The 26,846-nt window shown below is 54.2% G+C and carries 30 protein-coding genes and 1 tRNA gene; 14 read left to right on the top strand and 17 right to left on the bottom strand.

Annotated features, from left to right (window positions below):
* Window positions 1–118 precede the first annotated feature (118 nt).
* The 3 genes from ACLPGZ_RS02755 to dctP are packed head-to-tail and all read left to right on the top strand — an operon-like array spanning window position 119 to window position 3,047.
* On the top strand, window positions 119–619 hold the full coding sequence (locus tag ACLPGZ_RS02755; RefSeq protein WP_009458438.1) for a TRAP transporter small permease subunit: 501 nt from the start codon (window positions 119–121) through the stop codon (window positions 617–619).
* Window positions 609–1,931 carry a TRAP transporter large permease gene (locus ACLPGZ_RS02750; RefSeq protein WP_035269167.1) on the top strand — a complete coding sequence of 441 codons (1,323 nt, stop codon included), beginning with the start codon at window positions 609–611 and terminating at the stop codon, window positions 1,929–1,931. The genes ACLPGZ_RS02755 and ACLPGZ_RS02750 overlap by 11 nt, the downstream gene beginning before the upstream one ends.
* 18 nt (window positions 1,932–1,949) lie before the next feature.
* Window positions 1,950–3,047, top strand: coding sequence for a TRAP transporter substrate-binding protein DctP (gene dctP, locus ACLPGZ_RS02745; protein ID WP_137431333.1), 1,098 nt, complete (start codon window positions 1,950–1,952; stop codon window positions 3,045–3,047).
* 92 nt (window positions 3,048–3,139) lie between these two features.
* Here the strand turns inward: dctP and ACLPGZ_RS02740 are convergent, their stop codons facing one another.
* The 7 genes from ACLPGZ_RS02740 to ACLPGZ_RS02710 form a co-directional block, all read right to left on the bottom strand.
* Window positions 3,140–4,174, bottom strand: a complete 1,035-nt coding sequence (locus ACLPGZ_RS02740; protein ID WP_429640977.1) for a cytochrome-c peroxidase — start codon at window positions 4,172–4,174, stop codon at window positions 3,140–3,142.
* A gap of 191 nt (window positions 4,175–4,365) precedes the next feature.
* Window positions 4,366–7,083: a TonB-dependent receptor gene (locus tag ACLPGZ_RS02735; protein WP_115634997.1), complete on the bottom strand. Its 2,718-nt coding sequence runs from the start codon at window positions 7,081–7,083 to the stop codon at window positions 4,366–4,368.
* A 101-nt stretch (window positions 7,084–7,184) separates the two neighbouring features.
* Complete coding sequence (locus tag ACLPGZ_RS02730) at window positions 7,185–8,129, bottom strand: FecR family protein (RefSeq protein ID WP_115634995.1); 945 nt, start codon at window positions 8,127–8,129, stop codon at window positions 7,185–7,187.
* The gene (locus tag ACLPGZ_RS02725; RefSeq protein ID WP_009458412.1) at window positions 8,126–8,620 is read right to left on the bottom strand and encodes an RNA polymerase sigma factor; all 495 of its coding nucleotides are present in this window, start codon (window positions 8,618–8,620) and stop codon (window positions 8,126–8,128) included. The genes ACLPGZ_RS02730 and ACLPGZ_RS02725 overlap by 4 nt, the downstream gene beginning before the upstream one ends.
* Before the next feature lie 196 nt (window positions 8,621–8,816).
* Window positions 8,817–9,161: a zinc ribbon domain-containing protein YjdM gene (locus ACLPGZ_RS02720; protein ID WP_009458410.1), complete on the bottom strand. Its 345-nt coding sequence runs from the start codon at window positions 9,159–9,161 to the stop codon at window positions 8,817–8,819.
* On the bottom strand, window positions 9,158–9,340 hold the full coding sequence (locus ACLPGZ_RS02715; RefSeq protein WP_035269160.1) for a hypothetical protein: 183 nt from the start codon (window positions 9,338–9,340) through the stop codon (window positions 9,158–9,160). The genes ACLPGZ_RS02720 and ACLPGZ_RS02715 overlap by 4 nt, the downstream gene beginning before the upstream one ends.
* A gap of 4 nt (window positions 9,341–9,344) precedes the next feature.
* On the bottom strand, window positions 9,345–10,217 hold the full coding sequence (locus tag ACLPGZ_RS02710; RefSeq protein ID WP_115634991.1) for a LysR substrate-binding domain-containing protein: 873 nt from the start codon (window positions 10,215–10,217) through the stop codon (window positions 9,345–9,347).
* Between the two features lie 104 nt (window positions 10,218–10,321).
* On the opposite strand from ACLPGZ_RS02710, the gene ACLPGZ_RS02705 reads away from it, so the two are divergent.
* Window positions 10,322–11,026 carry an SDR family oxidoreductase gene (locus tag ACLPGZ_RS02705; protein WP_060186934.1) on the top strand — a complete coding sequence of 235 codons (705 nt, stop codon included), beginning with the start codon at window positions 10,322–10,324 and terminating at the stop codon, window positions 11,024–11,026.
* Between the two features lie 258 nt (window positions 11,027–11,284).
* Here ACLPGZ_RS02705 and tauC read toward each other — a convergent pair whose 3' ends face one another.
* Genes tauC through tauA form a run of 3 tightly spaced genes read right to left on the bottom strand, consistent with a single transcriptional unit; the run spans window position 11,285 to window position 13,981 of the window.
* Complete coding sequence (tauC, locus tag ACLPGZ_RS02700; RefSeq protein ID WP_429640976.1) at window positions 11,285–12,175, bottom strand: taurine ABC transporter permease TauC; 891 nt, start codon at window positions 12,173–12,175, stop codon at window positions 11,285–11,287.
* Window positions 12,176–12,191: 16 nt separating this feature from the next.
* Window positions 12,192–12,977 carry a taurine ABC transporter ATP-binding subunit gene (gene tauB / locus ACLPGZ_RS02695; protein WP_429640975.1) on the bottom strand — a complete coding sequence of 262 codons (786 nt, stop codon included), beginning with the start codon at window positions 12,975–12,977 and terminating at the stop codon, window positions 12,192–12,194.
* Window positions 12,978–12,982: 5 nt separating this feature from the next.
* Window positions 12,983–13,981: a taurine ABC transporter substrate-binding protein gene (gene tauA, locus ACLPGZ_RS02690; RefSeq protein WP_239055330.1), complete on the bottom strand. Its 999-nt coding sequence runs from the start codon at window positions 13,979–13,981 to the stop codon at window positions 12,983–12,985.
* A gap of 267 nt (window positions 13,982–14,248) precedes the next feature.
* Between tauA and ACLPGZ_RS02685 the strand changes: the two genes are divergently transcribed.
* Window positions 14,249–14,428: a type II toxin-antitoxin system RelE/ParE family toxin gene (locus tag ACLPGZ_RS02685; RefSeq protein WP_239055329.1), complete on the top strand. Its 180-nt coding sequence runs from the start codon at window positions 14,249–14,251 to the stop codon at window positions 14,426–14,428.
* Window positions 14,429–14,471: 43 nt separating this feature from the next.
* Window positions 14,472–14,765: an addiction module antidote protein gene (locus ACLPGZ_RS02680; protein WP_203144927.1), complete on the top strand. Its 294-nt coding sequence runs from the start codon at window positions 14,472–14,474 to the stop codon at window positions 14,763–14,765.
* Between the two features lie 427 nt (window positions 14,766–15,192).
* On the opposite strand, the gene ACLPGZ_RS02675 is transcribed toward ACLPGZ_RS02680, so the two are convergent.
* Window positions 15,193–15,471: a hypothetical protein gene (locus ACLPGZ_RS02675; RefSeq protein ID WP_239055328.1), complete on the bottom strand. Its 279-nt coding sequence runs from the start codon at window positions 15,469–15,471 to the stop codon at window positions 15,193–15,195.
* Between the two features lie 249 nt (window positions 15,472–15,720).
* On the opposite strand from ACLPGZ_RS02675, the gene ACLPGZ_RS02670 reads away from it, so the two are divergent.
* Both ACLPGZ_RS02670 and ACLPGZ_RS02665 read left to right on the top strand, forming a co-directional pair.
* On the top strand, window positions 15,721–15,954 hold the full coding sequence (locus ACLPGZ_RS02670; protein ID WP_203144929.1) for a hypothetical protein: 234 nt from the start codon (window positions 15,721–15,723) through the stop codon (window positions 15,952–15,954).
* Window positions 15,955–16,032: 78 nt separating this feature from the next.
* Window positions 16,033–16,185, top strand: coding sequence for a hypothetical protein (locus ACLPGZ_RS02665; protein WP_181363933.1), 153 nt, complete (start codon window positions 16,033–16,035; stop codon window positions 16,183–16,185).
* A gap of 970 nt (window positions 16,186–17,155) precedes the next feature.
* On the opposite strand, the gene ACLPGZ_RS02660 is transcribed toward ACLPGZ_RS02665, so the two are convergent.
* Window positions 17,156–17,323: a hypothetical protein gene (locus ACLPGZ_RS02660; protein WP_203144930.1), complete on the bottom strand. Its 168-nt coding sequence runs from the start codon at window positions 17,321–17,323 to the stop codon at window positions 17,156–17,158.
* Between the two features lie 912 nt (window positions 17,324–18,235).
* Between ACLPGZ_RS02660 and ACLPGZ_RS02655 the strand changes: the two genes are divergently transcribed.
* Window positions 18,236–18,733, top strand: a complete 498-nt coding sequence (locus tag ACLPGZ_RS02655) for a BON domain-containing protein (RefSeq protein WP_238441673.1) — start codon at window positions 18,236–18,238, stop codon at window positions 18,731–18,733.
* A 139-nt stretch (window positions 18,734–18,872) separates the two neighbouring features.
* On the opposite strand, the gene ACLPGZ_RS02650 is transcribed toward ACLPGZ_RS02655, so the two are convergent.
* From ACLPGZ_RS02650 to ACLPGZ_RS02635, 4 genes are read right to left on the bottom strand one after another with little or no spacing between them, the layout of a single operon-like run.
* Window positions 18,873–19,214 carry a glycoside hydrolase family protein gene (locus tag ACLPGZ_RS02650; RefSeq protein WP_238441674.1) on the bottom strand — a complete coding sequence of 114 codons (342 nt, stop codon included), beginning with the start codon at window positions 19,212–19,214 and terminating at the stop codon, window positions 18,873–18,875.
* Window positions 19,114–19,320, bottom strand: a complete 207-nt coding sequence (locus tag ACLPGZ_RS02645) for a glycoside hydrolase family protein (protein ID WP_338018799.1) — start codon at window positions 19,318–19,320, stop codon at window positions 19,114–19,116. Before ACLPGZ_RS02645 ends, ACLPGZ_RS02650 begins: the two co-directional genes overlap by 101 nt.
* On the bottom strand, window positions 19,278–19,451 hold the full coding sequence (locus ACLPGZ_RS02640) for a hypothetical protein (RefSeq protein ID WP_238441675.1): 174 nt from the start codon (window positions 19,449–19,451) through the stop codon (window positions 19,278–19,280). The genes ACLPGZ_RS02645 and ACLPGZ_RS02640 overlap by 43 nt, the downstream gene beginning before the upstream one ends.
* A complete protein-coding gene (locus ACLPGZ_RS02635; protein WP_239055327.1) occupies window positions 19,448–19,594 on the bottom strand; it encodes a hypothetical protein in 147 nt (48 codons plus the stop codon). Before ACLPGZ_RS02635 ends, ACLPGZ_RS02640 begins: the two co-directional genes overlap by 4 nt.
* 250 nt (window positions 19,595–19,844) lie before the next feature.
* Here ACLPGZ_RS02635 and ACLPGZ_RS02630 point away from each other — a divergent pair, with 250 nt between their 5' ends.
* Window positions 19,845–20,519: a site-specific integrase gene (locus ACLPGZ_RS02630; RefSeq protein ID WP_239055326.1), complete on the top strand. Its 675-nt coding sequence runs from the start codon at window positions 19,845–19,847 to the stop codon at window positions 20,517–20,519.
* 11 nt (window positions 20,520–20,530) lie between these two features.
* On the opposite strand, the gene ACLPGZ_RS02625 is transcribed toward ACLPGZ_RS02630, so the two are convergent.
* Window positions 20,531–20,607: transfer RNA gene (locus tag ACLPGZ_RS02625), tRNA-Met, on the bottom strand.
* Window positions 20,608–20,923: 316 nt separating this feature from the next.
* Here ACLPGZ_RS02625 and ACLPGZ_RS02620 point away from each other — a divergent pair.
* From ACLPGZ_RS02620 to ACLPGZ_RS02605, 4 genes are all read left to right on the top strand, one after another.
* Window positions 20,924–22,327 carry a GntP family permease gene (locus ACLPGZ_RS02620; RefSeq protein ID WP_083053860.1) on the top strand — a complete coding sequence of 468 codons (1,404 nt, stop codon included), beginning with the start codon at window positions 20,924–20,926 and terminating at the stop codon, window positions 22,325–22,327.
* Between the two features lie 516 nt (window positions 22,328–22,843).
* The gene (locus ACLPGZ_RS02615; protein WP_429640974.1) at window positions 22,844–25,663 is read left to right on the top strand and encodes a xanthine dehydrogenase family protein molybdopterin-binding subunit; all 2,820 of its coding nucleotides are present in this window, start codon (window positions 22,844–22,846) and stop codon (window positions 25,661–25,663) included.
* A complete protein-coding gene (locus tag ACLPGZ_RS02610) occupies window positions 25,660–26,202 on the top strand; it encodes a (2Fe-2S)-binding protein (protein ID WP_009458347.1) in 543 nt (180 codons plus the stop codon). The genes ACLPGZ_RS02615 and ACLPGZ_RS02610 overlap by 4 nt, the downstream gene beginning before the upstream one ends.
* Before the next feature lie 272 nt (window positions 26,203–26,474).
* Window positions 26,475–26,747 (top strand): hypothetical protein, encoded by a 273-nt coding sequence (locus tag ACLPGZ_RS02605; protein WP_009458345.1) that lies wholly within the window; start codon window positions 26,475–26,477, stop codon window positions 26,745–26,747.
* Window positions 26,748–26,846: the final 99 nt, after the last annotated feature.

Genomic DNA, 26,846 nt, shown 5'->3' with positions numbered 1-26,846 from the left:
TACCCTTAATTATTAAACTCAAGTTTACGTAAGGGTAAACCCAAGTTGTGACCAGCCAAAGCTTACTCATAGACTAAACCTGATGTGTGGCCAATAAAAACGTACAAAAGGGACAAGCATGGTTTTGCGTCTAATCGACTCAATCAATGAATGGATAGGAAAGCTCATTTCCTTTATTGCCATCATTTTCTCCGCCATTATTATTTACGAAGTGTTCATGCGCTATGTGATGAATCAGCCCACTCGCTGGACTTTTGACGTCACCAAGCAGCTATATGGGTTCTACTTTCTGATGCTGGGCGCCTACGCACTTAAACATCAGGCCCATGTCCGGGTGGATTTGCTGATCAACCGCTTTTCCCCCACCGTTCGCAAATGGACCGAGATTGCGGGTTATCTGATTTTCTTCTTCCCTTTTGCCTGGGTATTTCTGACACGCAGCTACGACTTCGCCATGCGCTCGCTGGCGCAAGGCGAAACCACGTACGGCGCAGTACAGTTGCCCGTCTACCCCTTGAAGATGTCCATGGTCCTGGCCGCCGCGCTTTTGCTTCTCCAGGGCATTGCTGAAGTTATTCGTTTGTTGACCCAGAAGGAAGCCGCTCACCATGACGCCTGAACTGATTGCACTTGTCATGGGTGGCCTGCTCCTGCTTGGGCTATTCATGGGCCACCCCTTGGCCTTTGTTCTGGGTAGTACCGCCGTCATCGGCGCACTGGTGGCTGGCAAGCCCATGGTTCTGGGCATTGTCGTCAACCGCATTTACGGCGATGTCCTGGACAACTACACCCTGATCGCCATTCCTTTATTCATCCTGATGGCGCGCTTCCTGTCCGACTCGGAAGTGACTGACAAAATGTTCGAAGCCTTGCGCCTGCTCATGTCCCGCGTTCGTGGCGGGCTGGCACTGGCCGTGGTGTTCATCTCCATCCTTCTGGCGGCCACCACCGGCATTATTGGCGCCTCCATTACCGTCACCGGCATGATGGCCTTGCGCCCCATGCTGCGCTACGGCTACTGCCCCAAGCTGACCACCGGTGTTATTGCGGCCTCCGGCTGTCTGGGCATTCTGATTCCACCGTCCATCATGTTGATCCTGATGGCCAGCTACTCTCCCCTGTCCATCGGTGAATTGTTCGCCGGCGCATTGATACCGGGTGTCCTGCTGGGCCTGCTGTATGCCGTCTGGGTGGTGTTCGTAGCCTGGCGTCACCCGGAACGTGCCCCCTCGGTGGAGCCTGATGAAAAGATCTCCAAGCCCGCCTTGATCCGCATGCTGCTGGTGGAAGCCGTGCCTCCTATCTTTTTGATTCTGGGCATTCTGGGCTCCATGCTGGCCGGTATTGCAACGGCCACCGAAGCCTCGGCCATTGGGGTATTGCTGTCCCTGCTGATCGTTATTTTCCGGGGCAAGTTCAAATGGTCCATTTTCCTGAATGCGCTTTACGAAACGGGCCGTACTTCCTCCATGATTTTATTTATCGTGGTGGGTGCCACCGCCTTTACCGGCGTCTTTAATATCACCGGCGGTCTGGGTGCCGCACAAGACTTGATGCGTGGCCTGGATATGGAGCCCTGGCTGCTTATCGTGGTGATGCTGCTGATTATTTTTGTGCTGGGCTGCTTTCTGGACTGGACCGGCATCGTCCTGCTTTCCTTCCCAATTCTGTTGCCCATTGTGCAAGAGATGGGCATTAGCCTGCTGTGGTTTGTGATTCTGGTCGCCGTTGTTTTGCAGACCTCTTTCCTGACCCCTCCCTTTGGTTACGCGCTTTTCTATTTGCGAGCCATTACGCCCAAATCCGTCAAAACCATGGAGATCATTACCGGGGTCATTCCATTCATTGGCCTGATTATTTTGATGTGCATCTTGCTGGCCATTTTCCCTGGCCTGGCCACTTGGCTACCCACCGTCTTGTACGGAACTTAAATAAAACAAGGAGACACCATGAAGCTAACAAAGAAGGCACTCTTCGCCTTGAGCGGCTTTGCCCTGCTGGGCATGACAAGCCTGAGCCAGGCGGCACAGAAGTGGACCATGACCAGTACCTGGCCTGCTTCGATCGAACTGGTCGAACTGGACAAGAAATGGGTAGAGCTGGCTAACAAGCTGGTCGGTGATGAGTTGAAGATCGAATTCTTTGAAGGCGGCGCACTGGTTCCAACCGGCGAGGTCTTCAGCGCGGTGGAGTCCGGCACCATACAAGCCGGAGCAGACTGGCCAGGCTATTGGGCCGGCCGCAACCCGGCTTTCTCCCCTTTAGGGACACACTCCAGCCTGTTCAACGCGGTTGATTACGCAAACTGGATCAAGGAATGGGGTGGCGCCGAGCTTTATAACGAGATCTACGGCAAGTACGGCATGGTGTACCTCCCCTACGCCATCACCAATAACGAATCCGGCTTCCATACCAATGTGCCGATTCGCAACCTGGAAGAAATCAAGGGCAAGCGCCTGCGTCTGTCTGGTCTGGAACAAGGCAAGGTGCTTGAAAAAATTGGTGGTACGCAGGTGTCCATGGCTGGCCAGGAACTGTATCAATCGCTTGAGCGTGGCGTGATCGAGGGAGCCGAGTTCTCCACTCCGAACGTGGACGTTTCTGCCGGTCTCCATCAGGTCACCAAGCACTGGACCACGCCGGGTTGGCACCAGTCCGCTTCCGTGTTTGGCGTCATGATCAATAAAACCGCCTGGGATGCACTCAGTGATTCGGCCAAGGAGAAACTGCAAATTGCCGCCGACGCCACCATGATGTGGTCCATTGCTTTTACAGAGAAAAAAGCGACGGAAGGTCTGCGCACCTTCCAGAAAGCTGGTGTGGAAATCCACCGCATGGACGATGAAAGCCTGAAGACTATTCAGCAAGTCACCAACGAGGTGATGATTTCCATGGCCTGCAGCAACCCTGATGCGGCCAAGGTATATGCCAGCCAGATGGAGTATCTGCACGACTACAAGGACTGGCGCGAAACCTCCATGCCCTTCAATCTGGGACGTCCGATTGATGGCCCGGATCTGGAGAAAATCAAAGCCTGCCTGAAATAAAACGCCCTCCTCCAGTGAGCTTAAAAGCGATAGTGGTCCGCCACTATCGCTTTTTTATGCGCCCCGCAATCAAGTCTGAATCACTTTGATCGCTACAGGACCTGCAGAAAGGCCAGCAAAGCCTGAAGTTCCTCATCGCTCAAGTTCAAGACCTGTATCCGTTCCGATTTACGCGGCACCAAAAGGCCGGTTTCTTTAGGGTCCGGCCCCATTGCCACGTCATACATACGCAACAAGCCATCCAGGCTGGGGAACAAACCGTTATGCATCCAGGGACCTGCCTTGGCAACATTGCGCAGGCTGGGTGTTCGGAACAGCCCCAGATCCGCAGGGTCTCGGGTCCATTCAAATCGTCCCAGATCCTGCAAGCGACGCCCATAAAAAGACAGACCGATATTGTGAAAACCGTTGTCTGTCAGCATGGGACCGTTATGGCAATTCATGCAGCGCGCCTTGGTACGAAACAAGTGCAGGCCGATCAGTTCCTGATCATTCAAGGCAGCCGTATTCCCGGCGATAAATTCATCAAAGCGCGTTGCTGCCGGGCGAATGGTAACGACATAGGCGGCCAAGGCACGGGCCAATCGCTCGGCGTCGATGGGATTGGATGAGGATGCGCCAAAGGCCTGTTGAAATGCCTGTCTATAGTCTTCCGAGTCCTGCAAACGTGGGATCAAGTCACTCAAGGCATGGTTCATTTCTACCGGGTTTTCTATGGGGCCGACAACTTGCTCCTGCAAGGTTCGCGCACGGCCATCCCAGAACAGAGCGTCAGCAAAAGGCGCAGCAAACAAGGGTGGAGTACGGCGTTTTCCCATCAAACCATCCTCCCCTACCGCTGATGCCTTGCCATCGGTAAAGGACTTGTCGGGCTGATGACAGGACGCACAGGAGATCTGCTTTTTACGGGACAGCTGCTTGTCAAAAAACAATCGTGCCCCCAAGGAGACGATCTGCCTGTTCTTGGCATCCTCTGCCGCCTCGGACTGGGCGCTGGAGCCCGGCCCAGGCACAGGCACAGGCACAGGCCCCCATTCTTGCCAGGACTGCCCCGGATCAATGGTGGGCGCTGGCCATTGAGCGGGGACATTTTTATAGAGGGCGCGTAGACACCTGGCCTCAAGCATGTCCTTAGCTCCACAGGATTGCTCTGTTGTCTCCGACGCAGAAGGCCCCGTAATGACCACAGGAGCAGAAGCTAAACCTGAGCCAAGCTTCTGGTCCGCTCCTGTCTCCACTCCCCCCGCCGCGCAGGCTGCCCCTGACAGCACTGTTGCCAGTGCCGCCATCAGCAAACTTGCGCCAGCTTGTCCCCCTTTTAATACCGATAGGAAGCGCGCAGCCACAACTCTCGTCCTGTGCGATATAGGTTCGGGTTCAGCACCGAGGTTGGTGTCGAGACCACCACGGGTGCTTGCTTGTCCAGCACGTTCAGCACATCCAGCCCCAGGCCCAGACCTTTAAGCATGGCCGGCTCCCAATCCAGACGCATATCCCAGGTCCAATAAGAACCGACCCGACCGGATTCATACTTCTCCAGCCCATCACCCCGATTCAGACCCACATAGTGCACATCCATGCGAGCGCTGTTCCAATTGATCCGGTTGTTCATCTGCAAGCCATACCGCGCCCACATGCCGGTTACGCCAGCGCTGACTCGCCAAGGCAGGTTGTAGTCCCCCACTGGACGATCACCACGGCGTATCAGGTCGCCGTTGTAATAGATGTTCTCCTCCTGTGCCTCGGCTTCACCGTCATAACCGTCGGCCAGCTTGTTATTACGCTTACTGTGCTGATAGGTCACATCCACACGCCCCGTCCACAAGCTCTCGCCCAAGGTCCAAGGGGCCGTGTTCATCAAACTCAAGGTAACGGCATCGGTTTTGGACTTGCCATTATTGGTGTAGGTGTAGCCTGTCTTCGCCAGCCCTTCGATAGAGACTTGTTGACGGCCATAGCGGCGCACATAGGCCAGTTCGGCGGCCACTTTGTTCGTCAGCTGTTGCTGCAAACGCAAGGCCCACTCGTCGTCATACGGGGTTTTCAGGCCATCCAGCTTGTAGGCCGTATGCGAAGGACGGTCTACCGGATTGCCGCCCGTCACCAGCAAGGTGTGCAGTTGGCTCTTGCGCTCGCGCATGGCAATTCCAAGAATATCCATGCCGTAATAGCGCGACCAGCCACCCGACAGACGGGTTTCACCCGTTCCCAGCACATCCCATTCCAGCAAGGTGCGCGGAGCCAGATTGGTATTGCCAAAGTAATTGTCCTTATCCATGCGCAAGCCCGTTGTCAGGGCCAGACGCTGCCAGGACATGCGGTCCGATACATAAACGGACGCATTGGTATAGCTGACGCCCACCTCTCCAGCGCGGTAATAATTCAAGACCTGAACCTTGCTGGGCTGCCCATCGCTGTAATGGCGTTTCTGCCCCCCGTAGGCATCCCGATCTCGGACAAACTCTCCCTTGGTATGGGCCAGCTCAAAACCTACGTAGGGCGTATGTTCGATTGCCCCGGTCTGAAACGGCTTGAACTCCAGTCGGGTCTTCATGGTCAGATTGCGTTGCTCGGTGGACTCCTGCCCGAAACCACCGCTGATATAGGTGTAGTCGGGGCGGCCATTGGGCAGAAACACCATATTGACCATATATTCCGTGCCGTCGGAATTACGGTAGCTGTTCATCTGGTCGTAACCCAGCTGCAAGCGCCCCTGCCCCCAGCCAAAATCATGGTTCAGGTCAAAGCCCAGACCATAAGCTTTTTGTTGATGCTGCCACTGAACACGATTGGCCATCATGCCGGAATCGACCAGATCCTCGCGTCGATCCGCGTACTTGAGGGTCAAGGCGGAGTCCGTGCTGGCGCTCCAACGGGTATGGACTTTGGCGAACACATTATCGACACGGTCTTTGGAGTTGGTATTCACATCGGTGAACTCCTTCTCGTGCAAGACGCGCATGGTGCGATCAATGCTGGATTCACGCCGGGACACATTGATCAAGGCCGCTGTATTGTCGGTCATGCCCACATCCAGCATGGCGGACGAAAAACGCTTGGTCCAGGCAGGGGTGAATCCGGGCTCACCCGCCCCAAACTTTTTCTTTTGCTCTTCAGGTACAGTCTGCGACGTCAACCCGGAGGAGTTGTAGCTGAAGTCCGCACGGAAGCTGTTATTGCCCTTGGGATCACGCACCTTGGCATCGACCACGCCCCCAGTGAAGCGGCCGTATTCCACGGGAATGCTGCTATCGAGCACCGTCACGCTTTCCAGCATATTCGTGTCCAGGTTGTAGGCCTGGGCGTAGGCAGGCACATTGCCCACCTGCAAATTCAAGTTACGACTGGCTGGATCAATCTGATTGGTGGAACTGATGCCATCAATCTGGAACTGATTCTGGAACGGACTGGCCCCATAGAAGCTGATATCTTCCAGCGCCAGAGAGCCACGGTTGGCACTGGTTTTTGCGGCCTCGTTCTGACGCACGGCCGGGTTATCGGCCAGAAGGCTGGACAGATCACGGTTACCTGCAGCACGTTGATCCAGTTCCTCGCGGGTATAGTTGCGTTCACCAACACGCTGGCCTTGTACACGGACGGGCTCCAGCACGGACAAACCTTTGGCAACAGTAGCCGTCACAATCGTATAGCGCTGATCGCCCTGGGCTCTGGCCGCCAGTCCCCAAGGGGCCAGTAAGGTATCCAAGGCCTGCTCAACCGTCAGTTCGCCCTGCAAGGCCACGGCTCGCTTTTCCCGAACCTGTCCCGGTGAAAACGCAATTTCCACCTGGGCCAGACGGCCAATTTGCAAAAGTGCATCAGCCAAAGGCTGAGAGGCCATATCCAGCACAATAGGCCCGGCAGCGTGTGCCGGCATGGGCTGCATCACGAACAAAACACTGGCCATCAAGAAAGCCAGTTGCCCCTGCTTGAAGCGCGAGCCTTGGGAAGAAGAAAGAGACTTGGTTGTCACGCCGGGGCGAGCTTGCCTGCGCAAGGCAAAAAGAGACGGCGTGTCCTGCAAAGCGCACTTCATGATTGAGCATCCTATGTAAACAACTACCCTCAGGACGCTGTGCTACCCCTCTCCCCTCACCCCTGATTGCCATCGTATTTTTTAATTGATAATAGTTATCATTAGTAAATAACTATAAGCCCTGGTAACTCCTTGATTTGCAAGCCTTGGCCCAGGGTCAGCAAGTTCAGTGCAGCGGCTGGGCGAGCCGCTTGCACCACACCGGACACTCGCATTGAGCCCGCCTGCTCGCTGCCAATCCAGATCACTCGATGTGTGTATTCGCCCAACTGGCGGGCTACGTCCCTCAAGCTGACATCATCAAAGCTCAACAATCCGTTGGTCCAGGCCGGTGCCGCTTCCGCTTGAGTGGAAGCCCTAGACTGAGCCAACTGCGCCCGCAGTTGCCCGCCCGCTACCGTGACACTGTCTCCCGGCTGCAAGATTACTGGCTGCGAGCTCTCGCAAGACTGGCACTGCACCTGCACGGTATGTTCGTATACCGCCACGGCGCTGATCTGATCTTTAAGGCTGACCTCGTAGCGCGTTCCCAAAGCCGTCGCTTGTGCCGGACCGGCCTGCACGGTGAACGGACCTGTCTGGGGCGAAGCAGGCACCACCTGGAAGAAGGCACGCCCCGACTCCACGCTGACTTGTCGTTGGCGATTTTCAAAATTCAGACGCACACGAGTCTGTGCGTCCAGAATCGCCACCGAACCATCAGGCAAACTCAACTGAGTGATCTCCACCCCGCTGCGGATCGAGCCTTGCAGCTCAAACATCTGCCAGGCGTAAAAAGACGCACCCATCAAGACACAGGCACTGGCCAGGGTTTTGACGCGTGACTTTCTCTTTTTACGGGCGATAGGCAACACCGAAACCTGATCCAGCCTCCGCCAACTGGCTGCCAAGGCATCGTAGGTTTGGGCATGCAACGGATCGGCTTCATACCAGGCGTCGAACTGGGCCTGGGCGTCCGGCTCCAGCTTGGTGCCTTCTTTGCGCACCACCCAGCGGGCGGCGTCTTCGTCTACACGGCTCCAGGCCGAATCTGACTGCGCGTTCATACTGCGGAATTAAAGACTTGGTGCGCCACCAGCAAAATGCGCATCATGTGTTTCTCAATCGTGCTCTCGGACACTGACAACTTCTGGGCGATCTGCGCGTAGCTCATCTCTTCACAGCGATGCATCATGAAAATCCGCACACTGCGCTGGGACTGGGCCATCAAGGCCTGCTCCAGGCGCTGCAAGGTTTCCTTGGCCAGCACTTCCTCATACGTATCCGGGGCATGGTGATGGGCGACACTCAAGGCATAGCCATCGAAAGCAGCCTGCTCACGTGTTTGACGCCGATACCAGTCCGCCACAATATTGGCAGCCACTCTGAACACATAAGCCCGGTGGTTGTCTGCCGTGACCTGCTTGCCCTTCTCCAGCAAACGCAGCCAGGTGTCATGCGCGCAATCTTGCGCCAGTTCAGAGCAGTGAGTACGCCTGCGCAGATAGCGGATCAAATCCGGGTAATGGGTCAGGAACGCCGCCGTCAGCTTGGACATAGAGACAATCAGGTTAATAACTAATTAATAATCATTCTCATTATTATATACACGTCCAGCGCCTTGTTTGCTACTACCTGCCATCAATACGCTAGCTGATAGTTGCTGTCGCCTGGATGCCTTATTCTGTCTGCAGACATAAAAAAAGCGCAGCGTGTCTATACGCTGCGCCTGCAAAAAAACCAAGTTTGGGTACTTAGGCTTTCTTCAAATACATGGCCTTCAACAAGTAGCTGATGCCATCAATTTTGCAATCGACTTCGTGGTCACCACGAACCAGACGTATGCCTTTGGCCTTGGCACCTTTCTTCAAGGTGCTGGAGCCTTTGACCTTCAAGTCGCGGATCAGAATCACATCGTCACCCGCGGCCAGCAAGTTACCGTTGCTGTCTTTAACGATCAGCTCATCGTCATCGGTGTCTGATTCGGCAGCCGGGTCCGCATCTTGCCATTCATAGCCGCAATCGGCACATACCCATTGCTCCGTGTCATGGTAGGTATTTTCCAAGGTGCACTGAGGACAGGGAAGCGGTGTGCTCATATTTTTTTCCTGTAAAAAGCTGGGTGCTGCTGCACCAGAAGTGCGGCCAGTTTAGCCTTTTGCATCCGGAAGACCAAAAACGCAAGATTCACATCAACCATGGCAATGGGCTTGCGGCCAAGCCGTACCTCATTCATAGCAACGTCAGCCCCCTTAAAAAGGGCAAACAAGCTGCGCATCAGGCTACAGAATTAACAATCTCTTCAAACACCAATCCCATACTGCCTCCACCGACTGTCTGACCGGGGCTGATCGCTTGCGTACCAGATAGAAATCCGGCCCTAAAGCCCCTGCTTCCGCCACCTGAACCAAACGCCCAGCGGCCAGATCTGTTGCCACAAAAGCCCTGCACGCCAAAGCCACACCTTGACCCGCCATGGCTGCATCCAATGCCAGCGTTGTCTGGTTGAACACCGGGCCCGGCAATCTGCCACTGCCTTTCAAAAACGTAGCCCAATGATCGTGAGCATCATGCAATAAAGGTAAAGCACGCAGTTGCTCAATCGACAATGGAAGCGTCATGTTCCCTATCAAACGAGGACTGGCCACGGCCACCAGATCCTGACGAAACAGCAGTTGGGCCTCCAGATCCGGAGCAAACGGTGGACGAGTCAGGCGCACGGCAATATCAACCTGATCGCGCTCAAAATCCGACAAGGCCTCGGTTGCCACGGTACGCAGCTCCACATCGGGCAAGACCGCTTGCAAATCCCCCAGGCGGGGAATCAGCAATTTGGCCGCCACCGTGGGCGTGACGCTGATCGTGACTGTATCGGGGCGCACCAACAAGCGCCCTGTTGCATCAGCCAAAGTGTCAAAAGCACGAGTCACCTCGGCCAAATAGGCCGCGCCCGCTAAAGTCAGCTGCAAACCACGCGGATGACGCTGAAACAGCGCCAGCCCCAGATGCTCTTCCAAGGCCCGAACTTGCTGGGCGACCGCACCTTGAGTCACGCCCAGCTCATCAGCAGCGGCACGGAAACTCAAACGACGGCCAGACACTTCAAAAGCACGCAAGGCATTGAGCGGAGGCAATGAACGGCGAGATTTCATCATTATTCTGACAGTAGTTTTTCTACATCCTGGAAGGTTTATTTATCGCATGATTTTTCCATTTACAGCTGAAATAATAGTATTAATCTCAGCACACGGAGGCTCTCATGACTGTAGAAAAAGTAGCACTGATTAGCGCAGGCGGCTCGGGCATGGGCGCCGCTGCGGCCCGCAGGCTGGCTCAAGATGGTTATCGCGTCGCCATCCTGTCCTCGTCCGGCAAGGGCGAGGCACTAGCTAAAGAACTGGGCGGGGTGGGCCTGACTGGCTCGAATCAATCTAACGAAGATCTACAGCGCCTGGTTGACCTGGCCATGCAGCGCTGGGGGCGTATCGACGCCCTGGTCAGCTCCGCCGGACACGGTCCACGCGGCCCGGTTCTGGAGATCAGCGACGAAGACTGGCATAAGGGCATGGATGTCTACTTTCTGAATGCCGTGCGTCCAGCACGACTGGTAGCGCCCATCATGGCCGCGCAAGGTGGTGGGGCTATTGTGAATATTTCTACAGCCTGGGCGTTTGAGCCTGCGGAGATGTTCCCCACTTCGGCGGTATTCCGCGCCGGGCTGGCCAGCTTCACCAAGATTTTTGCAGACAGCTATGCAGCCAAGAATGTACGCATGAACAACGTGCTGCCTGGCTGGATTGATAGCCTGCCGGCGACCGAAGAACGGCGAGAAAGCGTGCCTATGGGACGTTATGGAAAAGCCGAGGAAATTGCCGCGACAATTGCGTTTTTGTTGTCGGATGGGGCTGGCTACATTACGGGACAGAACATCAAGGTGGATGGTGGGCTGACTCGGTCAGTGTGAACTGCCAAGCGCTGAGCTGACTGGCTGTATTCACACTAAGGCCGCTGTGCGCACACTAACCAAGGGCCTTATGGGATCCATGAGTTCAATCCAGCAGCTGAGGCATAAACCAGCAAAGCAGTAATCATGTCTTGACGCAATGCTACGGTGCCTGGACGTCCAGGTCGGCTCGAACGAGAGCCGACCTACTCACACCGCACAACATCAACTCTGAACCTCTGCACCAAAAACCCCAGGCGAACAATCACATCCCAGCTGCTAACGCGCTTGTCCGTGCCACGGAACAAGCTTGGCCTGCAATCGACGCAAACCGATTTCAAGCGCAAACGCCACCAAGGCGATAAGCAGAATCCCCGCCATCACCACGTCAGTTGCCAGAAACTGCCCTGCTGACTGAACCATAAATCCCAAACCACGCGTGGCAGCAACCAGCTCCGAAGCCACAAGGGTTGACCACCCCACTCCCAAACCGATGCGCAAGCCCGTCAAAATATCAGGCAAGGCACTGGGGATAATGATGTAACGCAGCAACTGAGCACGCGTCGCCCCGAAAGATTGAGCCGCACGCAGTTTCACCGGATCCACATTACGCACACCACCTGCCGTCGCAATCGTGATCGGCGCAAAAATTGCCAGATAAATCAGCAGCACTTTGGACAACTCACCAATCCCAAACCAGATCACGATCAGCGGCAAATACGCCAGCGGAGGAATCGGACGATAGAATTCAATCAAAGGATCCAGAATGCCTTGGGCAATGCGATTACGACCAATCGCGATACCCGTAGGAATCGCCAACAAGACAGCGGCAAACAATGCCAAGCTAATCCGCCACAAACTGGCCGCCAGATGCTGCTGCACCGTGGCATCCATATAACCCACAGTGAACAGACGAAAAACGCGACTCAGCACAGCCTGGGGTGAAGGCAGGAACAGCGGGTCCACATAGCCCCAAGCGGTGACGGCCCACCACAAGAACGACACTCCACTTAAAGTGAGCAAACTAATCACGGCAATAGAGACTTGCCGGGGCTTAGTGGACGCTGATTGATTAGGCTTGGAATCGCTGCCCACACTTAAAGACGAAGCGCCCGACAAACCTGCGATATCGCCTGCTTGCAGAACCTCGCCAGCGACAGAGGATTTCATGAACAATCTCCTAAGTTCAGGCCGAAGCGGCAACAGGATGCGCCGAGAACACATGCTCCAGCACGCGCTCTCGCGCCGCGATGAACTCCGGCGAGGACTTCACCTGACGCACCGGCTGCCCATCGGTGTAACGTCGCCCAAAATCCAGCACCAAACGCTCCACCACATGCCCAGGCGTACCACCCAAAATGATCAGATCGGTAGCCAAAAACACAGCTTCTTCAATATCGTGAGTAATCAGAAAAACAGGCTTGGCGCTACGCTGCCAAACATTTAACAGCAGCGTCTGGGCCTGCTCGCGGGTGAAGGCATCCAGCGCCCCAAACGGCTCATCCAGCAAGAGCACACGCGGGTCCGCTGCCAGAGCACGAGCAATACCCACCCGCTGCTTCTGACCACCAGACAATTGCCAGATACGGCGCTGCTCCAAGCCCTCCAGCCCCACCAAAGCCAATTGATGACGGGCCGCAGCCTGACGCTGCTCCTTGGGTTCCCCCCGCAGCGTCAAACCAAAAGCCACATTTTCCAGAACCGTCTGCCAAGGCAGCAAGGCGTCGTCCTGGAACACCACACCGCGATCAGCCCCAGGGCCGCGCACAGGTTCGCCATCCAAGATAATCGTTCCAGCACTGGGGAAGGTGAAGCCTGCAATCAGATTCAACAAAGTAGTCTTCCCACTTCCCGAAGGCCCCAGCACCACCACCAACTGCCCCGGCCCCAATTGCAGCGACACATCTCGCAGCGCCAAATGATCGGCACCGGGATAGCGTGCGCTGACGTGATTCAGTGTTAACTGCGCCATCAGAATTACCTGGCCAGCGAGGCAGCCGCCTCGACATATTTGCTGGTGGTGTAACCCGCGTAATCAGGCAAGACCTCATCGATGCGGCCCTGCTCTTTCAGGAAGGCAGAGGTATCGGCCAAGGCCTTCGCAGTGGGCTGACCTAAAGTTTTGATTTGATCAGCCGCAGATAAAAAGCCGCTGCCAGCCAGAACATTGGGAATTTCTTGAGGCGTCGCACCAGTCAAGCGGGACAGCTTGTTGATATGGTCGGCATTGGCTACCCAGGCAGCAGGATCGTTCGTATAGCCCTCGTACGCAGCCAAAGTGACACGCGCAAAAGCCGACACAATATCCGGATGTTTTTCCGCAAAATCCTTGCGCACCAACCACACATCAAAAGTCGGAGCACCCAGCTTGGCCAGTTCCCCTGAACTGATCAGCACCTTGCCGCTTTCCTTGGCCTTGCTCAAGGCCGGGTCCCACGTATAAGCACCATCAATATCACCACGAACCCAGGCCGCTACGATATTGGCCGGCGTCAGATTGATGATATTGACCTGCTTGGGGTCTATTTTCCAATCCTTGAGCGCAGCCAGCAGACTGTAATGACTGGTCGACACAAAAGGCGTGGCAATCGTCTTGCCAACAAGATCTTGCGGAGCCTGAATACCCGAACCGTTACGCACCACCAGCTCTTCGCTGGTGCCCAGCTCAGCAGCAATCAGGAATGTCTCGATAGGAAGCTTGCGACTGGCCGCAGCGGCCAAAGGGCTGGAGCCTAAATAGGCAATCTGCACATCACCCGAAGCGACAGCATTGATGACCTCTGCCCCACCATCAAACTTGCGCCAGTCGATTTTGGCGCCGGTTTCTTTTTCATAAACACCGTCTGCCTGCGGCACGTTCGACGGAGTGGGAATGGTCTGATAAGCGACCGTCAGGCTGGTGGCCTGGGCTGTCAAAGATACGACGCTGGCCGCCAAGGCCAGGCCCAGATGCTGCAAAGTTCTCGTCAACGACATGAAGCATTCCTCGATTATTTTTGCGGCTGGATAAGCCGTTAGGTCGAGGAATCAGGATAGACAAAGCGAGACGGCTGGCAAAAGACCGATTTCGCTTATTGTTAGTGCGTGAATTTATGAGGTGGGTGAACACCCTAACTACGCACTTTACATTGCATAAAAGTATCCGAACGGATACAATTAGCCCCATGAACACGATCAACCGCACCGAGACCTTCAGCTCCTGGCTATCGGGCTTAAAAGACCTCAAGGCCAGAGCGAAAGATCGTGGTTCGCATTAAACAAGCCAGCCTGGGTAATTTCGGAGACGTAAAGCCAATTAGTGATGGCGTGTCTGAGATGCGCATCCACTTCGGCCCGGGCTATCGTCTCTACTATGCTCGTGAGGGCCGTGTGGTCTATCTGCTACTTAGCGGGGGCGACAAGTCCTCTCAAAACAAGACATAAAAACTGCAATCGCTATGTGGAAAAAAATTCAGGAGGATCAATCATGACCGCCATCAAAACTGCCCCTTTCGACGCCGCTGAATATCTTGATAGTGAGGAATCTATCGCCGAGTACCTCTCTGCTGCTTTGGAAGAGGACGATCCAGCCTTGTTCCTTTCTGCGCTTGCGGATGTGGTTAAAGCCAGAGGCATGACAAAGATGGCAAAAGACGCCGGTGTAGGCCGAGAAAGCCTGTACAAGGCCCTGGCTCCCGGTGCCAAGCCACGATATGACACTGTGCTGAAATTAGCGCGGGCTGCTGGAGTGAAATTAACGGTAGAGCCGCTTCATGCATGATAGAGCGCTATCAGGGGTTGGCGGACAAGCGCACTTTCAATTGATCTGCCGTAACAGAAAAAAGCCACCCACTGAGTGGTGGCTTCTTCATCTGAAAAAACAATAAAAAACGGCCCACACTCCTGTGGACCGTTTTCTTTATCTTGGTGGCGCATCCCTGATTCGAACAGGGGACCTGCGGATTATGACTCCCCACATCCGCAAACAAAACAAATAAGAAAGACCTTTAAAATCAATCAACTGCAGAGATAATCACACACCACACAACAGTCCGATTTTGGCTTTTTTATGGCATTTTTTGGCTATTCACGACACATTCCGGTCACAGCACAGATAAAGAGGCCCGCCCTAGAGCGGGCTTTTTTTCGCCCACGCATGACAGTAGGCAAGGCTAGGCAGACTACAGTGCCCCTAAGCCGGCGAGCGACTACTTTAACCGCTTGAAATGTTCTTCCAACCGCTGAATTCGAGTTTTGATTTCTGCTTTATCAAATGCATCTTTGATGGCCTGGCTATTCAACAACCTCTGTTGCTCGCTGGCGGGTAAATCATCCCATAAGCTCAATAAGGACGCCCCTAAAAAACCAAGTATCAACTGATCATCTTCATCTAGCTGATCTACGGCTCGTGCCACTGCCAAGGCTTTCAATTGAGATCCGCCATCGTCATCCCATTGCCCGCCGCCTGATGAGACTTCTGTATTCATGACGCCCTCCCTAATCGGCGGTTAAACGAATTGTCAGTATAGACCTCTTCAGCCTTGCAAGCAGATTTAAAGCAAAGCGCACAGACTGAATTCCCCTTAAAATACAATGATTTACAAATTAGCATGGTGGGTATTTTCAGGATCAGCCTAGTATGAACTTAGACCTTCTCGTTGACACCCTGAAGGCGCTACTGGCGCTGTTGCTCAGACTCTCTGAGAAATATCCCGCCAGTCATGGCAGGAGTGCCTATGACACACTATCTCCGGTCCATTGGAAGAAAAGTTAACTTGCTTCGCTTCCCCCTTCTCTCGGCCGCCGACCCCGCCGAACCCACTATCCCGGACCCCCGCGACAAACGCCCCGTTGAAATCGAACGGATCCACGAAGACGATCAGACATTACCTGCAAACGATGAGCCCATCGGCGACAAGAAACCTCGCTCCCCTCCTCCAGCGCAAAACGATCAATCCATTTTTAACTAACTGTTAGTGCATCACAGCACAAAGCAGTGCCCTCAAATCGCCTGATTTGCTGCTGGGATTCACCTATTGGAGTCTCTCATGACACAAACAACCAGCTCGCCCAACAAACCCCAAGCCCCTTCCCAAAACCCATCACCGTCTCCTGATCGAAAAGCGGCCATGCATCCTGACGACAAGAAGGATGGCAATAAAGATGGCAAAGCTCCGCAGGACCAGCCGAAAGGCAAATAAGTAGCTTTCGCAGACTCGCCCCAACGAGTCTGCAATACGGGACTGCCAAACATTCCGGCAACAGCCCCTCCCCCTGAGGACTCCAACAACAATAATAACTTTTCATCACTCTGGCTAATGTCTGGAGCTCCCCCCTTCAGGAGAACAAAGTGCCCTATCAAAGCTCACATAATCTGTGCACTCTATGCCAGCTGTTACCCTTATCCTCTTCGATCAGCCTCAAGCACGAATTTATGGCTGTTGCTGGCCCTTGCTTGCAAGGCTCTGGTGAAGCTCAAAAATCTTTATACCAATGCTCCAATTGCAAAACATTGTGGTTGTATGAGCGCGACCATTGGGGCGCTTGCCTAGGCTTTAAGCTATGGCAGGGTACGCAGCAGGATTTCCAACGCTAGTACACTGTGTAGAGTTGTAAACAAAAAGGCCTGCGATGATGTGTCATTGCAGGCCCTTTCTATAGCGGGATAGGATAGCGATTCAAGTCTCGAGGTTTATCTTCCCCGCACAGCCCCTCTTCCTGTGGGTTTGTGATCATGGGCAGCGCTGGCGCGCCTGATCCCCGCATTAGGAGCCTGAGCTGGCCAACCTACTTGCGGCGGAGTGAGCTCAGACTTGCGTGTACTTGGCTTCTTAGGCGGTTTGCCTCTCTTGTCCATTATGACCTCCATTGGTCAATGGCAGCCCCAACAAATGTTAGGACATAAGTACAGGATAGGCGATAAACCGATAAATAGCTTGTTTATCTTCATCTGGTAGCCAGTACGCAAAATAAAGCCGCGTGAGGCTGAACAAGCCACCGCGGTCCGAGCAGTCCCAGACTGTCGCGTCCGCTTAGTAATCCCAACTGCGCGAGTAGATGTTCTTCCCCTGCCAGATGTCACACACGCGTAAGCTGATAAACACAAAAGCCTAAAGTCAGCGTCGTCACTCGGTAAACAGAAGAACGCCGGTGGCGAACTACCGTCAGAAATTAACCCGAATGTGCGCGCTTGCCGGGATTCTTCTTGCTGCGGGTATGCGCACCACGCTCCTGGCTAACACGTTGGCCCCGGAATTTCGTACTAAGGCTCACGCCCTTGGGAGTGGCAGGAGGGGGAGTACGCTTACGGTCGGCTTCAGTAAAAATTTTGGTGCCCATGGGAATCTCTCTAGTTTGGTTAACTTGCGCTTATGTCGCGTTCGCTCGGTTTAATCGTGGCAGCAAGAATCATCACCAATTAACCTGCCACCTCATCTAGCATAGCAGGCATTGCTAAAACCGGTCCGAACGGCCCAATGGGTCGATGACATACACCCATGGAATGACTCACTTATAAGAGCCAGCACCCACACCTTGATAGAGAAATGCCTTATGGTCGATATACACGGCCACCAACCTGTAGTTTTAACGCCAGAAGTTGCGCGGGAGTGGGCTTCACCGGACACCAATATCGAATCAGCGCTGGAACTACTAAGCACGTCACGGCCAGAGACAGACTTCACTTGGCACCCCGCCACCAAGCAGATGAGCAATGTAAAGTGCCAGGCTCCAAACACAAATTACCCTACAGCCATATAAGCACTCTTTCCACACATTGCTTTACATCCGTAACTTTTTGCGCATTTTAAAAACCCGTCTGAGCGTAAAGTCAGAAAGAACTAAAACAATGAGAATTGATTTGTATTTCCCGAACTAGTTAGAGCTTAGCTGTTACCTGTATCAACCTTTACCAAAGGAGCAATATATGGGAAAGCTAGACCACGGCACCATGTGCATCATGTGTCAGACATTGCCACTTTCCAAGCCCCACACTTCGGGCCACCCCAACATGACAACTTTAACTCCCAAAGAGGATTCTGGACAGTTTGGCATTAAGCGTCTTTACCAATGCACAGTCTGCCACACGCACTGGCTTTATCAGCAGGACAAATGGCAAGCCTGCTTAGGGTTCAAGTTATGGTCAGGTACATTGAACACCTTTTTGACTCACGACAATCGGCAAGCTCCTCAACCTTCAATACTGTCGACGACCAGCACAAGCGAAGGTGCGGTTCGCTTTAATTAAGAGGGATGATCCTACCGCCAGAAAGCAAGGCGGACATCCTTTTAAAGACCCACGAAACCAATTCGCCCAAATTAAGTGAAAAAATGACTAACTCAACAACTATCTCTAAGCTATTGGCAGCCTCAGCACTCAGCTTTGGGTTAAGCGCCGGTGCCATGGCAGAAGACAGGCCCTCCCACCCTGACCTTTCTGCAACAGCCGGGAAAGGAGCCGCTGAGGAGAAAACCCCAGGAGAAGCAAGCGCTAAAGAGGTACACAACCGCGGGGCCGATACTCAACAAAACACACCTGACGCAGAAATCACAAAGCAGGTAAAGGCCCGCCTAGCCGCCCAGAAAGAACTGCAGGGCAACACCATTTCAGTCGAAACCAAAAATGGAGTCACTAAGCTCACTGGTGCAGTTTCAGATGACAAGCTGCTGAAGAAGGCAATTTCAGATGCTGAAAGCATCAAAGGCGTGAGCAAGGTTGACGCCACCGGCTTGACAGTGAAGGCCAACTGATCGACATTCCTCCGATCAAAAACACAGCCGCCCCCAAGTTACAGCCTCCGTTTCCACATAGCGCAACACTCTTATCGGCGTGGCGTCAATCTCAGCATGAGAGCGCCACTGGAAAGGCCGCTGGGCGGCGGCGCAGTAGCTACCGCCCTTCGCTGCCACACATCCGCTTGCGAGTACGGTCGCGCACAGCATCGTCATCCAGGCGCTCAATCGTTTCAGTTGCATCTCTTGATACCTCCACGGCAGCCATGTCTGCCTTTGTTTGTTTTTGCTCTGCCTGGGCCTTACCCTGACGCCACCCGATCTGCAGCAGCGCCAAAGCGGCAAGGTTCAGGCCCAGCAGCACCTTGCCGCCTGATTTGTTCCAGCGTAGGAATTGCTCAAAAGCACCGGCCTGGTCGCCGGCATTGAACAAACGCACCAGCGTAGAACCTTTGAAATGCAGATACGCCAATGTTGTAGGCCAGATCCACCATGGCATCGATCTGGGCCTGGGTCGCAGGACGAGTCAGGGCTTTCAGAACACCAGTCACGAACTCACGGGCTAGCCGGCGCTGCAGGCGCTGGTCGGCGTCGGCTTGGCTGATGCGCGGACCCTGAACGACGCCCGGCCCGGTATCGGCGAAGCCTTCTCTGGTTCTGGTGCGGCCTGCTCCACCTTCTGCGGACGAAAAAAAAGGGCCAGCAGGCCCCAGATCAAACTCAGCAAGGACTTCATTCTGTTTTCCCTCCAATCGCGCCTTCGCGCAGTTCAGTCATGACTTCAAGCAGGTCAGCCTTGCGCCGCTTGTCGAAAAGGTTAAAAGCCCAGCGCACCACGGCCCAGCCTGGCAACCCAAATGCGAACGCCAAACCGAGCATGGCCACCAGACCAACTGAGTTGTTTGCCCAGTGATGCAGCTCGTACTGCTAGATCACAGCGGCACCGCCCAAGATCGAAGCCACCACCGTGCTGACTACGCCCACAATCCATTCAGACTGCGTGCGCGGCCGCTCCATCTGCTCTTTAACAACTGACGACATAATGAATGGCCTGCCGACGCACAGGACATGTGAAAGCGGGCCAGCAACAAAACTAACCCCGGCGACTCAGAACCGCTATCTCGCAAGCATGACACGCATCTTGTCTCTTGCGGCAGATGCTGGGTGGATCGACCGCAAGCCCAAGCTACAGATGGCAAGAGAAGCAACCGTACGCGTTCGCTGGCTTACCCAGGCAAAGGCCGATCAATTCCTAAACGCTATCCGTTTGGATTGGGTGCGAGACTTCTGCGAGTTTGCGTTGGCAACGGACTGCCGCGCTGCCGAAATATTCTCACTAACCTGGGACAAGGTGGATCTGGGTAGGAGTCTGGCCTGGGTCACGAATGACTTACCCATGTCGGGCCGTGCACGAGCAGTCCCATTGAACGAGCATGCCGTGGAGGTGGTTCAGCGCAGAATAGGAACCCATGCAAGCCTGATGTTCTCTCGAATATGGGCAGGGTCGCAAATTGAGCAGATCGACCGCAGAGCATTTACTGCGGCAATGAAGGAGGTTGAGCTACGGGACTTACACTTTCACGACCTGCGTCACACATGGGCGAGCTGGCATGTTCAGAACGGCACCCCACTCTTTGTATTGAAAGAGCTAGGCGGCTGGGAGACTTTGGACATGGTGAAGAAGTATGCCCACCTGGACGCAGGCCATCTGGCACAGTACGCCAATCATGTCACGTTTAGGTCACAGCAAACAGCAGGCAAGAAAAAAGCCACCGCATCGGGTGGCTTTAATGTCCTGATTTAACAGGGGTATTCTGGTGGCGCATCCCTGATTCGAACAGGGGACCTGCGGATTATGATTCCGTCGCTCTAACCTGCTGAGCTAATGCGCCGAAGAAGAAATTATAGCAAGGTTTCGTCTTTTAGCAAGCACTTATCTCGATCTTTTTTCATCTTTTTGATGATTCTCTCCTATGAAAACGCTAAGCCCTTGTATTCATTGAGCTTCCCTTCTTCAACGCCTGCTTCGGCCACTCAACCAAATGATACAAAAAGTAAACATGCCAGCCATTCCCTGCTACTCCTCCCCCTTGCGCCCTATCAAGCCTGTTTGTCATCCCCTATTGCTACACTGCCTGCTTGGCGTTTGATCCGTCCTTGTTAATTGACTGACGTCCGTGATCCGGACTTTCCACAGGAACTTTGTTTATGGCCAGTACGCTTGCTATTGTTGTCTCGCTTTTGCTGCTGATGTTCTTCGCTTATCGGGGGGTGACGGTTCTGTTGCTGGCCCCCTTGATGGCCGCCCTGGCTGTGCTGCTCTCGGGGGACTCCGGGTTTTTGTTGCCCATCTATACTTCCACCTTCATGAGCGCGCTTAGCGGCTATGTGCTTCAGTTCTTGCCCATCTTCTTGTTAGGTGCCTTGTTTGGTCAGTTGATGGCAGACTCCGGAGCGGCTCAGGCGATTGCTCAGTGGATCACGCGCAAGCTGGGACATCGTCATGCTATTGCCACCATCGTGATGGTGTGCGGCGTACTGACTTATGGTGGTGTGTCCTTGTTCGTGGTGGCCTTTGCCATCTATCCGATCGCCAAGGATCTGTTTCGCGCCGCAGGCATCCCCAAGCGTCTGATTCCCGCGTCGATTGCTTTGGGCTCCTTTACCTTCACCATGACGGCTCTGCCTGGCACGCCTGCCATTCAGAACGCGATTCCTATTCCTTATTACGGCACTAACGTGTTTGCTGCACCGGGGCTGGGGATTATTGGTGGTTTGATCATGGCTTTGGGTGGCTTGTGGTGGCTGCAGTCGCGTGCGCGCAAAGCTATTGTGAATGGCGAAGGCTATGGCGACCACGGTCAGGATCATTTCGATGCCAGCGACGATCACAGTACGCATGGTCAGAAACCCATGCCTATCTTCCTGGCTATCTTGCCGCTGATTCTGGTGATTGGCGTCAATGCCTTGTTCACCTATGGGATTTTCCCCGGCACGAACTTCGAGTTCATGGCCGAGCGCTTCCCTCAGGTTGATCCCGCCAAGATTACGGGTCTGTGGGCGCTGATTATTGCCTTGATTACCGCGAACCTGGTGCTGATCATCAGCCGCTTGGGTCACTGGAAGAGTCTGCGCGAGAGCATCAATAAAGGCGTATTTGGTTTCATGCTGCCTTTGTTCAATACCGCCTCTGAAGTTGGTTACGGCGCGGTAATTGCCAGCCTGGCAGGCTTTGCGATTATTCGGGACTTTGTGTTGAACGTGGCTCCTGGCAATCCCCTGATCTCGGAAGCAGTCGCCATGACGACATTGGCCGGGATTACAGGCTCGTCTTCAGGTGGTTTGAGTATTGCCTTGCAGACGTTGGGTTCGGATTATTTGGCGATGGCTCAGCAAGCTGGCATCAGCCCTGAACTGCTGCACCGAGTGGCAGTGATGGCAGCGGGCGGTCTGGATACCCTGCCCCATTGCGGCGCGATCATTACCTTGCTGTCCATCTGCAAGCTGAACCACCGTCAGTCCTATGGCAATATCGCCATGGTGACAATGGCTGCTCCTATCTTTGCGCTGATCACCGTGATTACGTTGGGTACGATTTTTGGCAGCTTCTAGATTTTCTTCTTATCAGTGCATCGAGCCAGCCCATTGGGCTGGCTTTTTAGTCCACATGGAGACAGCCGACACACCAGGACCGTAGAGTCAGGACTTTAAAACTACACCCAAGAACCATTTAAACCTGCATAAGTAGAAACACCAGCAACAACAAGCGATCCCATAAGTAACTGATTTACAACAATAAAAATCAACATAACATAAACAATATAACCATTATCACGCTATTTTCAGATATTCTCCGCCACTATCAGAAATGCTTCATGCCTATGAAGCTAGCCAGCTAACTAAAAAATAATCAGGTCCCGCTACGCCATCTACAAAAAAGCGAAGCAAGGTCCTACCTAATAGCGAAGATTCGGAGACACACATATGAAATTTGGCCAAAAGCCCAACTTCGGGTTCTGACACGTCCCTATCATCAGCCACGCTCAACGATGCTGTACGACTACGCATCTGAAGGCGGAGTGTTGCTCTCAATATCGCGACGTATCTTTTATTATCCGGAGGTCCTGCATGAGCACAGCGCCTTTTAATCGGCGACAGTTCCTAAAATTTAGTGTCGTATCCGGCGTATCCATTTATATGGCGCCTTTTTTACCCAAAACGGCACAGGCCACACTTCTGGGAGAACAAGACTCCCGCCCTACGCCCTGGAATAGCGTAGAGCGACAAGTACCCTTCAAGATTGACGGCACGCGACAAGTCACCGGCAGCAAATTTTTTGTGCGTGATATTCGCGCCAAAGATATGCCCGGTTGGCCAGAGCATCAGGCTCACGCCTTTATCCTGCGCGCCGCTCAGGCTGATCATCGTTACATCGGCTTGGACCTGGAAGCACTAGGTGCCGACCTACAGCCCGATATATTGATCCAGGCCCAAGACCTCGCCAAGGCACAACTGGAACTGCCTGACTACTACAACGACGAGATGCTATTGGCCACCGGTAAGACGGCACGCTTTTTAGGGCACCCGGTCGCCATCTTGATCTACAAAGACTTTGATCGCTACCGCCGCGCTAAAAATGCCAGCAAGAGATCCGCCGTGCTGAAGTATGGAGACAAGACAGGCTTCAGGGAAATAGATGCCTATGGTGGAGCACGCTATATCCGTGTAGAGGGCGATACGCCAGGGGCCGACGATATATTCTCCAGCATGAAGGACGGAGTCGTGTTTCCGGAAAAAATTCAGGGAAACTCGCCTGTATGGCCGTCCAGCAAGGGAAACACCAATACAGCGAAGGCCATCGCCTTGAGCGAAGCGATGCAAGAACGTTTCGACCAAGCGCCTGATGATTGGCTCGTGTTCGATGGTGAGTACTACTCCCAATCGATCGACGGCGCCCCTTTAGAACCGGAGTGCATCAATTGCTGGTATGACAACAAAAACAAAGAGCTGCAAATGGTGGTCGGCTCCCAAACCCCGGGGGCGGATGGAGCAGAAGCTGCGGGCATAGTGGCCGCATCCCAATTTGGTTTGGAGAACATCATTGTCCACCCCTGTACGGCCACAGGTTACGGAGTCAAGGAGCACAGCGCTTTCAACCACTACGGAGTTGTTGCTGCCCTGTTTGCAGACAATATGCCCGTACGGCTAGCCAATGACCGCTTTGAGCAGTTTCAAGCTGGTCAAAAACGACACTCCAACCGCATGAACAACCGCATTGCTATCGACAAAAAGAGCGGCAAGATCATGCAGTACCAGAGCTTTAGCATAACGGACGGTGGGGGCAGGGCTACGTGCAGCTGGGCGGTCACCACAGGCGGCGCACAAAGCGCACAGGGTATTTACTATCTGCCCAAGAGCGACTCCTGGGAAATTGCACTGGCCTCGCGCGCGGTGGAGGCCGGCTCCATGCGTGGTTATGGCAAGGGACAGACCATGACTGCCATGGAACTGATGTTGGACGAAGCAGCCGCTCGCCTGAACATGGACCCCATCGAATTGCGCCTCAAGAACGTCATGCGCAGCGGTCAGAAAAATATGGAAGGAGGGATCCCGGCGGGCTCCCTGCGTGCCCGGGAGATTTTAGAAAAAGCACATCAACATCCATTGTGGACCGGGCGGGACAAGAAAAAGAAAGAGTTTGAAGCCAGCAACCCAGGCAAGCTGTATGGCGTGGGCTTTGCCTGCGTTATGAAAAACTATGGCACCGGCGCGCAAGGAGACCATTCTGGTATCGAAATTGATGAGCAAGGGCAAGTCCACCTTCGCACCTCTACGGTAGAAATTGGTACGGGCTCGGCAACGTCCCAAGCAGTGATCTGTGCCAAGTGGGTTGGCCGCGCTGCACACACGGTAAAGGCTTCACATCTTGACTGGCCCGAGCTGGATATGCAGGCTACTCACAACCCCTACACCTTAAAACAGCCTGATCAAGACAAGCATCAAGCCAATCCACGCTGGACACCGGTTCTATCCTCCGGCTCCTACGCCAGCAGCTCCTCCTACTTTGGTTCTCACGGCACCTCGGAAGCGGCTCGCTTGCTGTTTCTGTATGGACTATGGCCAGCCGCCTTGTCCATCTGGGGGGAAGGTTACGGTGGTGGTCAAATCGCCCCCTTGACCGTACGCCCTGAAGACGCCAGCTGGACCGACGATGGCCTGCTCAGCACCGGAGGTCTGGAACCCCTCACGCTGCCACAACTGGCCAAGCGCGCCCACGAGCTGGAATTGGTTACCGGTGTTGTGCTGCATGCGTTTAACCGCTACCAGTGGGCCGAGGCCGACTTTGAGGTAGCTGGCCAAAACCTGCGACTGCCGCTGGATGGGCTGGCACTGCGCCATGGAGCAGGAACCAAGACCGAACAGGCCAAGGCGCGTAATGGCTACCAGCGACTGGAGCGTCGCAATATCAGCTACCCGCCTGTGTCACGTCGTCGAGGCGGTTACCTGTATTACTCCGCCGTTGGCGTGTTAACGGAAGTGGAGATCGACAGCAAAAGTGGTGAGCAGACCTTATTGTCAGCACATACGTGGCTCGACTGCGGCAAGCCCATCGTGCCCCAACTAGTCATGAGTCAGGCCGAGGGGGGGCTAGCCATGGGATTGGGTCAGGCCTGGTTCGAGGATCTACCGCTGCACGAAGGTGGCCCCGGCGATGGCTCCTGGAATTTTCACCGCTATCGCCTACCTCGCGCCAAGGATGTGGCCGTCTGGAACACCAGTTTCGAACTACTGGACCAGATTTCCGAGACGGACTCTCCCAAGGGAATTGCCGAAGTGGTGATGATCCCCATCATTGCTGCCGCTGTCAGCGGTGTTAACCACGCTACAGGACAGTTCTTTCGTGAACTGCCTGTGACCGCAGAAAAAATCAAGGAGCGCTTGGCATGAGCAGCCCCACTAAGACCTTACACCTCAACATTAATCGGGTGGACTTGCAAACAATGGACGTCAGCCCAGATCTGCCCATGATCGACTTTCTGCATGAGCATGCAGGGCTGACCGGCACGCATTTGGGCTGCGGAATGGGGATTTGCCATGCTTGCGTTGTCATCGTGGATCACCCGGACGGGCGTAGCGAAGAAATACAAACGTGCATCACGCCAGCCAGTTACTTTGAGGGCAAAAAAATACGCACGATCGAGGCCCATGCCCAGCGGGATGCACAGGACAAGGTCACGCAACTGCACCCTGTACAACAAGCCTTTTTGGAGCACTTTGCCTTTCAGTGTGGTTACTGCACCCCCGGCTTTGTAAATGCGGGAATTGTGCTGTACGAGTCCCTGCAAAAGCAGCCGGTTTCACGTGAACAAGTTGAAGCCAAAGTATCGGAAGGTTTACAAAACCATATCTGCCGCTGTACGGGCTATGTCCGTTACCACCAAGCAATGAGGGACCTGATTCTCGCCACTCCAGGCATGGTCAGTTAGGTCGCAAAGGCTGCGGGGGATCTAGCTGGTGATCCCCTGGCAACTGCACGGCAAAACTCTGGGCTTAGCCACGCTGGTATCGTGGCGTTCGAGTACTCGACAGTACGCCTTCCGCTGCAACGCCATCTGTCTGCTTGTCACTCACATGGTTAGCTAGAGGGAAGGCTTACATCGCGCAGTACAGTGCCTCGAAGCACACGGCTCCTTTTACCCTGTGCTAGGATTTGGATCTATGGCCGCATATTCTCAAGGCCCTCTATCAGGAGCACACCATGAACTACACCTACACCCTTAATGAGTTAGGCACTGAAGCGATTCGTCAGTTTGTTCTGGATCGTGGTCAGCCTGATCTGAACCTGCAGGCTTATATCGCCGCTGCCGAAGTAGAGGCCGATAATTTCAATGCGGGCGGCAGCCAGCGCGGCCAGATCGAGATCGATTCCAACTGCAGCAAGGATGGTTTGACGCATACCCTGTTACTGGAAAAACACTGGTTTGCGACCCAGCCTGTTCCTGAGGCGCCCAGTGAAGACAGCTTCTTCTAAATAGAAGCTGGGCTTGTCTGTCAGTTCACAATCGACTGACCAACTGTCAGACAGACACAAGCTCAGTTATCGGCCCCTCGTCTCTCTATAGATATTGGC

The sequence above is a fragment of the Alcaligenes sp. Me129 genome, from assembly GCF_050487245.1.
Lineage (GTDB): Bacteria > Pseudomonadota > Gammaproteobacteria > Burkholderiales > Burkholderiaceae_B > Alcaligenes > Alcaligenes phenolicus.
The sequence above is the reverse complement of the archived record's forward strand: the minus strand, read 5'-3'. Positions and strand labels throughout refer to the sequence as shown.

Bases quoted from the DNA above. Each gene is read 5' to 3' on its own strand.
- ACLPGZ_RS02755 (WP_009458438.1), top strand. From the start codon at position 119: ATGGTTTTGCGTCTAATCGACTCAATCAATGAATGGATAGGAAAGCTC.
- ACLPGZ_RS02750 (WP_035269167.1), top strand. From the start codon at position 609: ATGACGCCTGAACTGATTGCACTTGTCATGGGTGGCCTGCTCCTGCTT.
- dctP (WP_137431333.1), top strand. From the start codon at position 1,950: ATGAAGCTAACAAAGAAGGCACTCTTCGCCTTGAGCGGCTTTGCCCTG.
- ACLPGZ_RS02740 (WP_429640977.1), bottom strand. From the start codon at position 4,174: ATGCTTGAGGCCAGGTGTCTACGCGCCCTCTATAAAAATGTCCCCGCT.
- ACLPGZ_RS02735 (WP_115634997.1), bottom strand. From the start codon at position 7,083: ATGAAGTGCGCTTTGCAGGACACGCCGTCTCTTTTTGCCTTGCGCAGG.
- ACLPGZ_RS02730 (WP_115634995.1), bottom strand. From the start codon at position 8,129: ATGAACGCGCAGTCAGATTCGGCCTGGAGCCGTGTAGACGAAGACGCC.
- ACLPGZ_RS02725 (WP_009458412.1), bottom strand. From the start codon at position 8,620: ATGTCCAAGCTGACGGCGGCGTTCCTGACCCATTACCCGGATTTGATC.
- ACLPGZ_RS02720 (WP_009458410.1), bottom strand. From the start codon at position 9,161: ATGAGCACACCGCTTCCCTGTCCTCAGTGCACCTTGGAAAATACCTAC.
- ACLPGZ_RS02715 (WP_035269160.1), bottom strand. From the start codon at position 9,340: ATGCGCAGCTTGTTTGCCCTTTTTAAGGGGGCTGACGTTGCTATGAAT.
- ACLPGZ_RS02710 (WP_115634991.1), bottom strand. From the start codon at position 10,217: ATGATGAAATCTCGCCGTTCATTGCCTCCGCTCAATGCCTTGCGTGCT.
- ACLPGZ_RS02705 (WP_060186934.1), top strand. From the start codon at position 10,322: ATGACTGTAGAAAAAGTAGCACTGATTAGCGCAGGCGGCTCGGGCATG.
- tauC (WP_429640976.1), bottom strand. From the start codon at position 12,175: ATGAAATCCTCTGTCGCTGGCGAGGTTCTGCAAGCAGGCGATATCGCA.
- tauB (WP_429640975.1), bottom strand. From the start codon at position 12,977: ATGGCGCAGTTAACACTGAATCACGTCAGCGCACGCTATCCCGGTGCC.
- tauA (WP_239055330.1), bottom strand. From the start codon at position 13,981: ATGTCGTTGACGAGAACTTTGCAGCATCTGGGCCTGGCCTTGGCGGCC.
- ACLPGZ_RS02680 (WP_203144927.1), top strand. From the start codon at position 14,472: ATGACCGCCATCAAAACTGCCCCTTTCGACGCCGCTGAATATCTTGAT.
- ACLPGZ_RS02675 (WP_239055328.1), bottom strand. From the start codon at position 15,471: ATGAATACAGAAGTCTCATCAGGCGGCGGGCAATGGGATGACGATGGC.
- ACLPGZ_RS02670 (WP_203144929.1), top strand. From the start codon at position 15,721: ATGACACACTATCTCCGGTCCATTGGAAGAAAAGTTAACTTGCTTCGC.
- ACLPGZ_RS02665 (WP_181363933.1), top strand. From the start codon at position 16,033: ATGACACAAACAACCAGCTCGCCCAACAAACCCCAAGCCCCTTCCCAA.
- ACLPGZ_RS02660 (WP_203144930.1), bottom strand. From the start codon at position 17,323: ATGGGCACCAAAATTTTTACTGAAGCCGACCGTAAGCGTACTCCCCCT.
- ACLPGZ_RS02655 (WP_238441673.1), top strand. From the start codon at position 18,236: ATGATCCTACCGCCAGAAAGCAAGGCGGACATCCTTTTAAAGACCCAC.
- ACLPGZ_RS02650 (WP_238441674.1), bottom strand. From the start codon at position 19,214: ATGCCATGGTGGATCTGGCCTACAACATTGGCGTATCTGCATTTCAAA.
- ACLPGZ_RS02640 (WP_238441675.1), bottom strand. From the start codon at position 19,451: ATGAAGTCCTTGCTGAGTTTGATCTGGGGCCTGCTGGCCCTTTTTTTT.
- ACLPGZ_RS02635 (WP_239055327.1), bottom strand. From the start codon at position 19,594: ATGCTCGGTTTGGCGTTCGCATTTGGGTTGCCAGGCTGGGCCGTGGTG.
- ACLPGZ_RS02630 (WP_239055326.1), top strand. From the start codon at position 19,845: ATGACACGCATCTTGTCTCTTGCGGCAGATGCTGGGTGGATCGACCGC.
- ACLPGZ_RS02620 (WP_083053860.1), top strand. From the start codon at position 20,924: ATGGCCAGTACGCTTGCTATTGTTGTCTCGCTTTTGCTGCTGATGTTC.
- ACLPGZ_RS02615 (WP_429640974.1), top strand. From the start codon at position 22,844: ATGAGCACAGCGCCTTTTAATCGGCGACAGTTCCTAAAATTTAGTGTC.
- ACLPGZ_RS02610 (WP_009458347.1), top strand. From the start codon at position 25,660: ATGAGCAGCCCCACTAAGACCTTACACCTCAACATTAATCGGGTGGAC.
- ACLPGZ_RS02605 (WP_009458345.1), top strand. From the start codon at position 26,475: ATGAACTACACCTACACCCTTAATGAGTTAGGCACTGAAGCGATTCGT.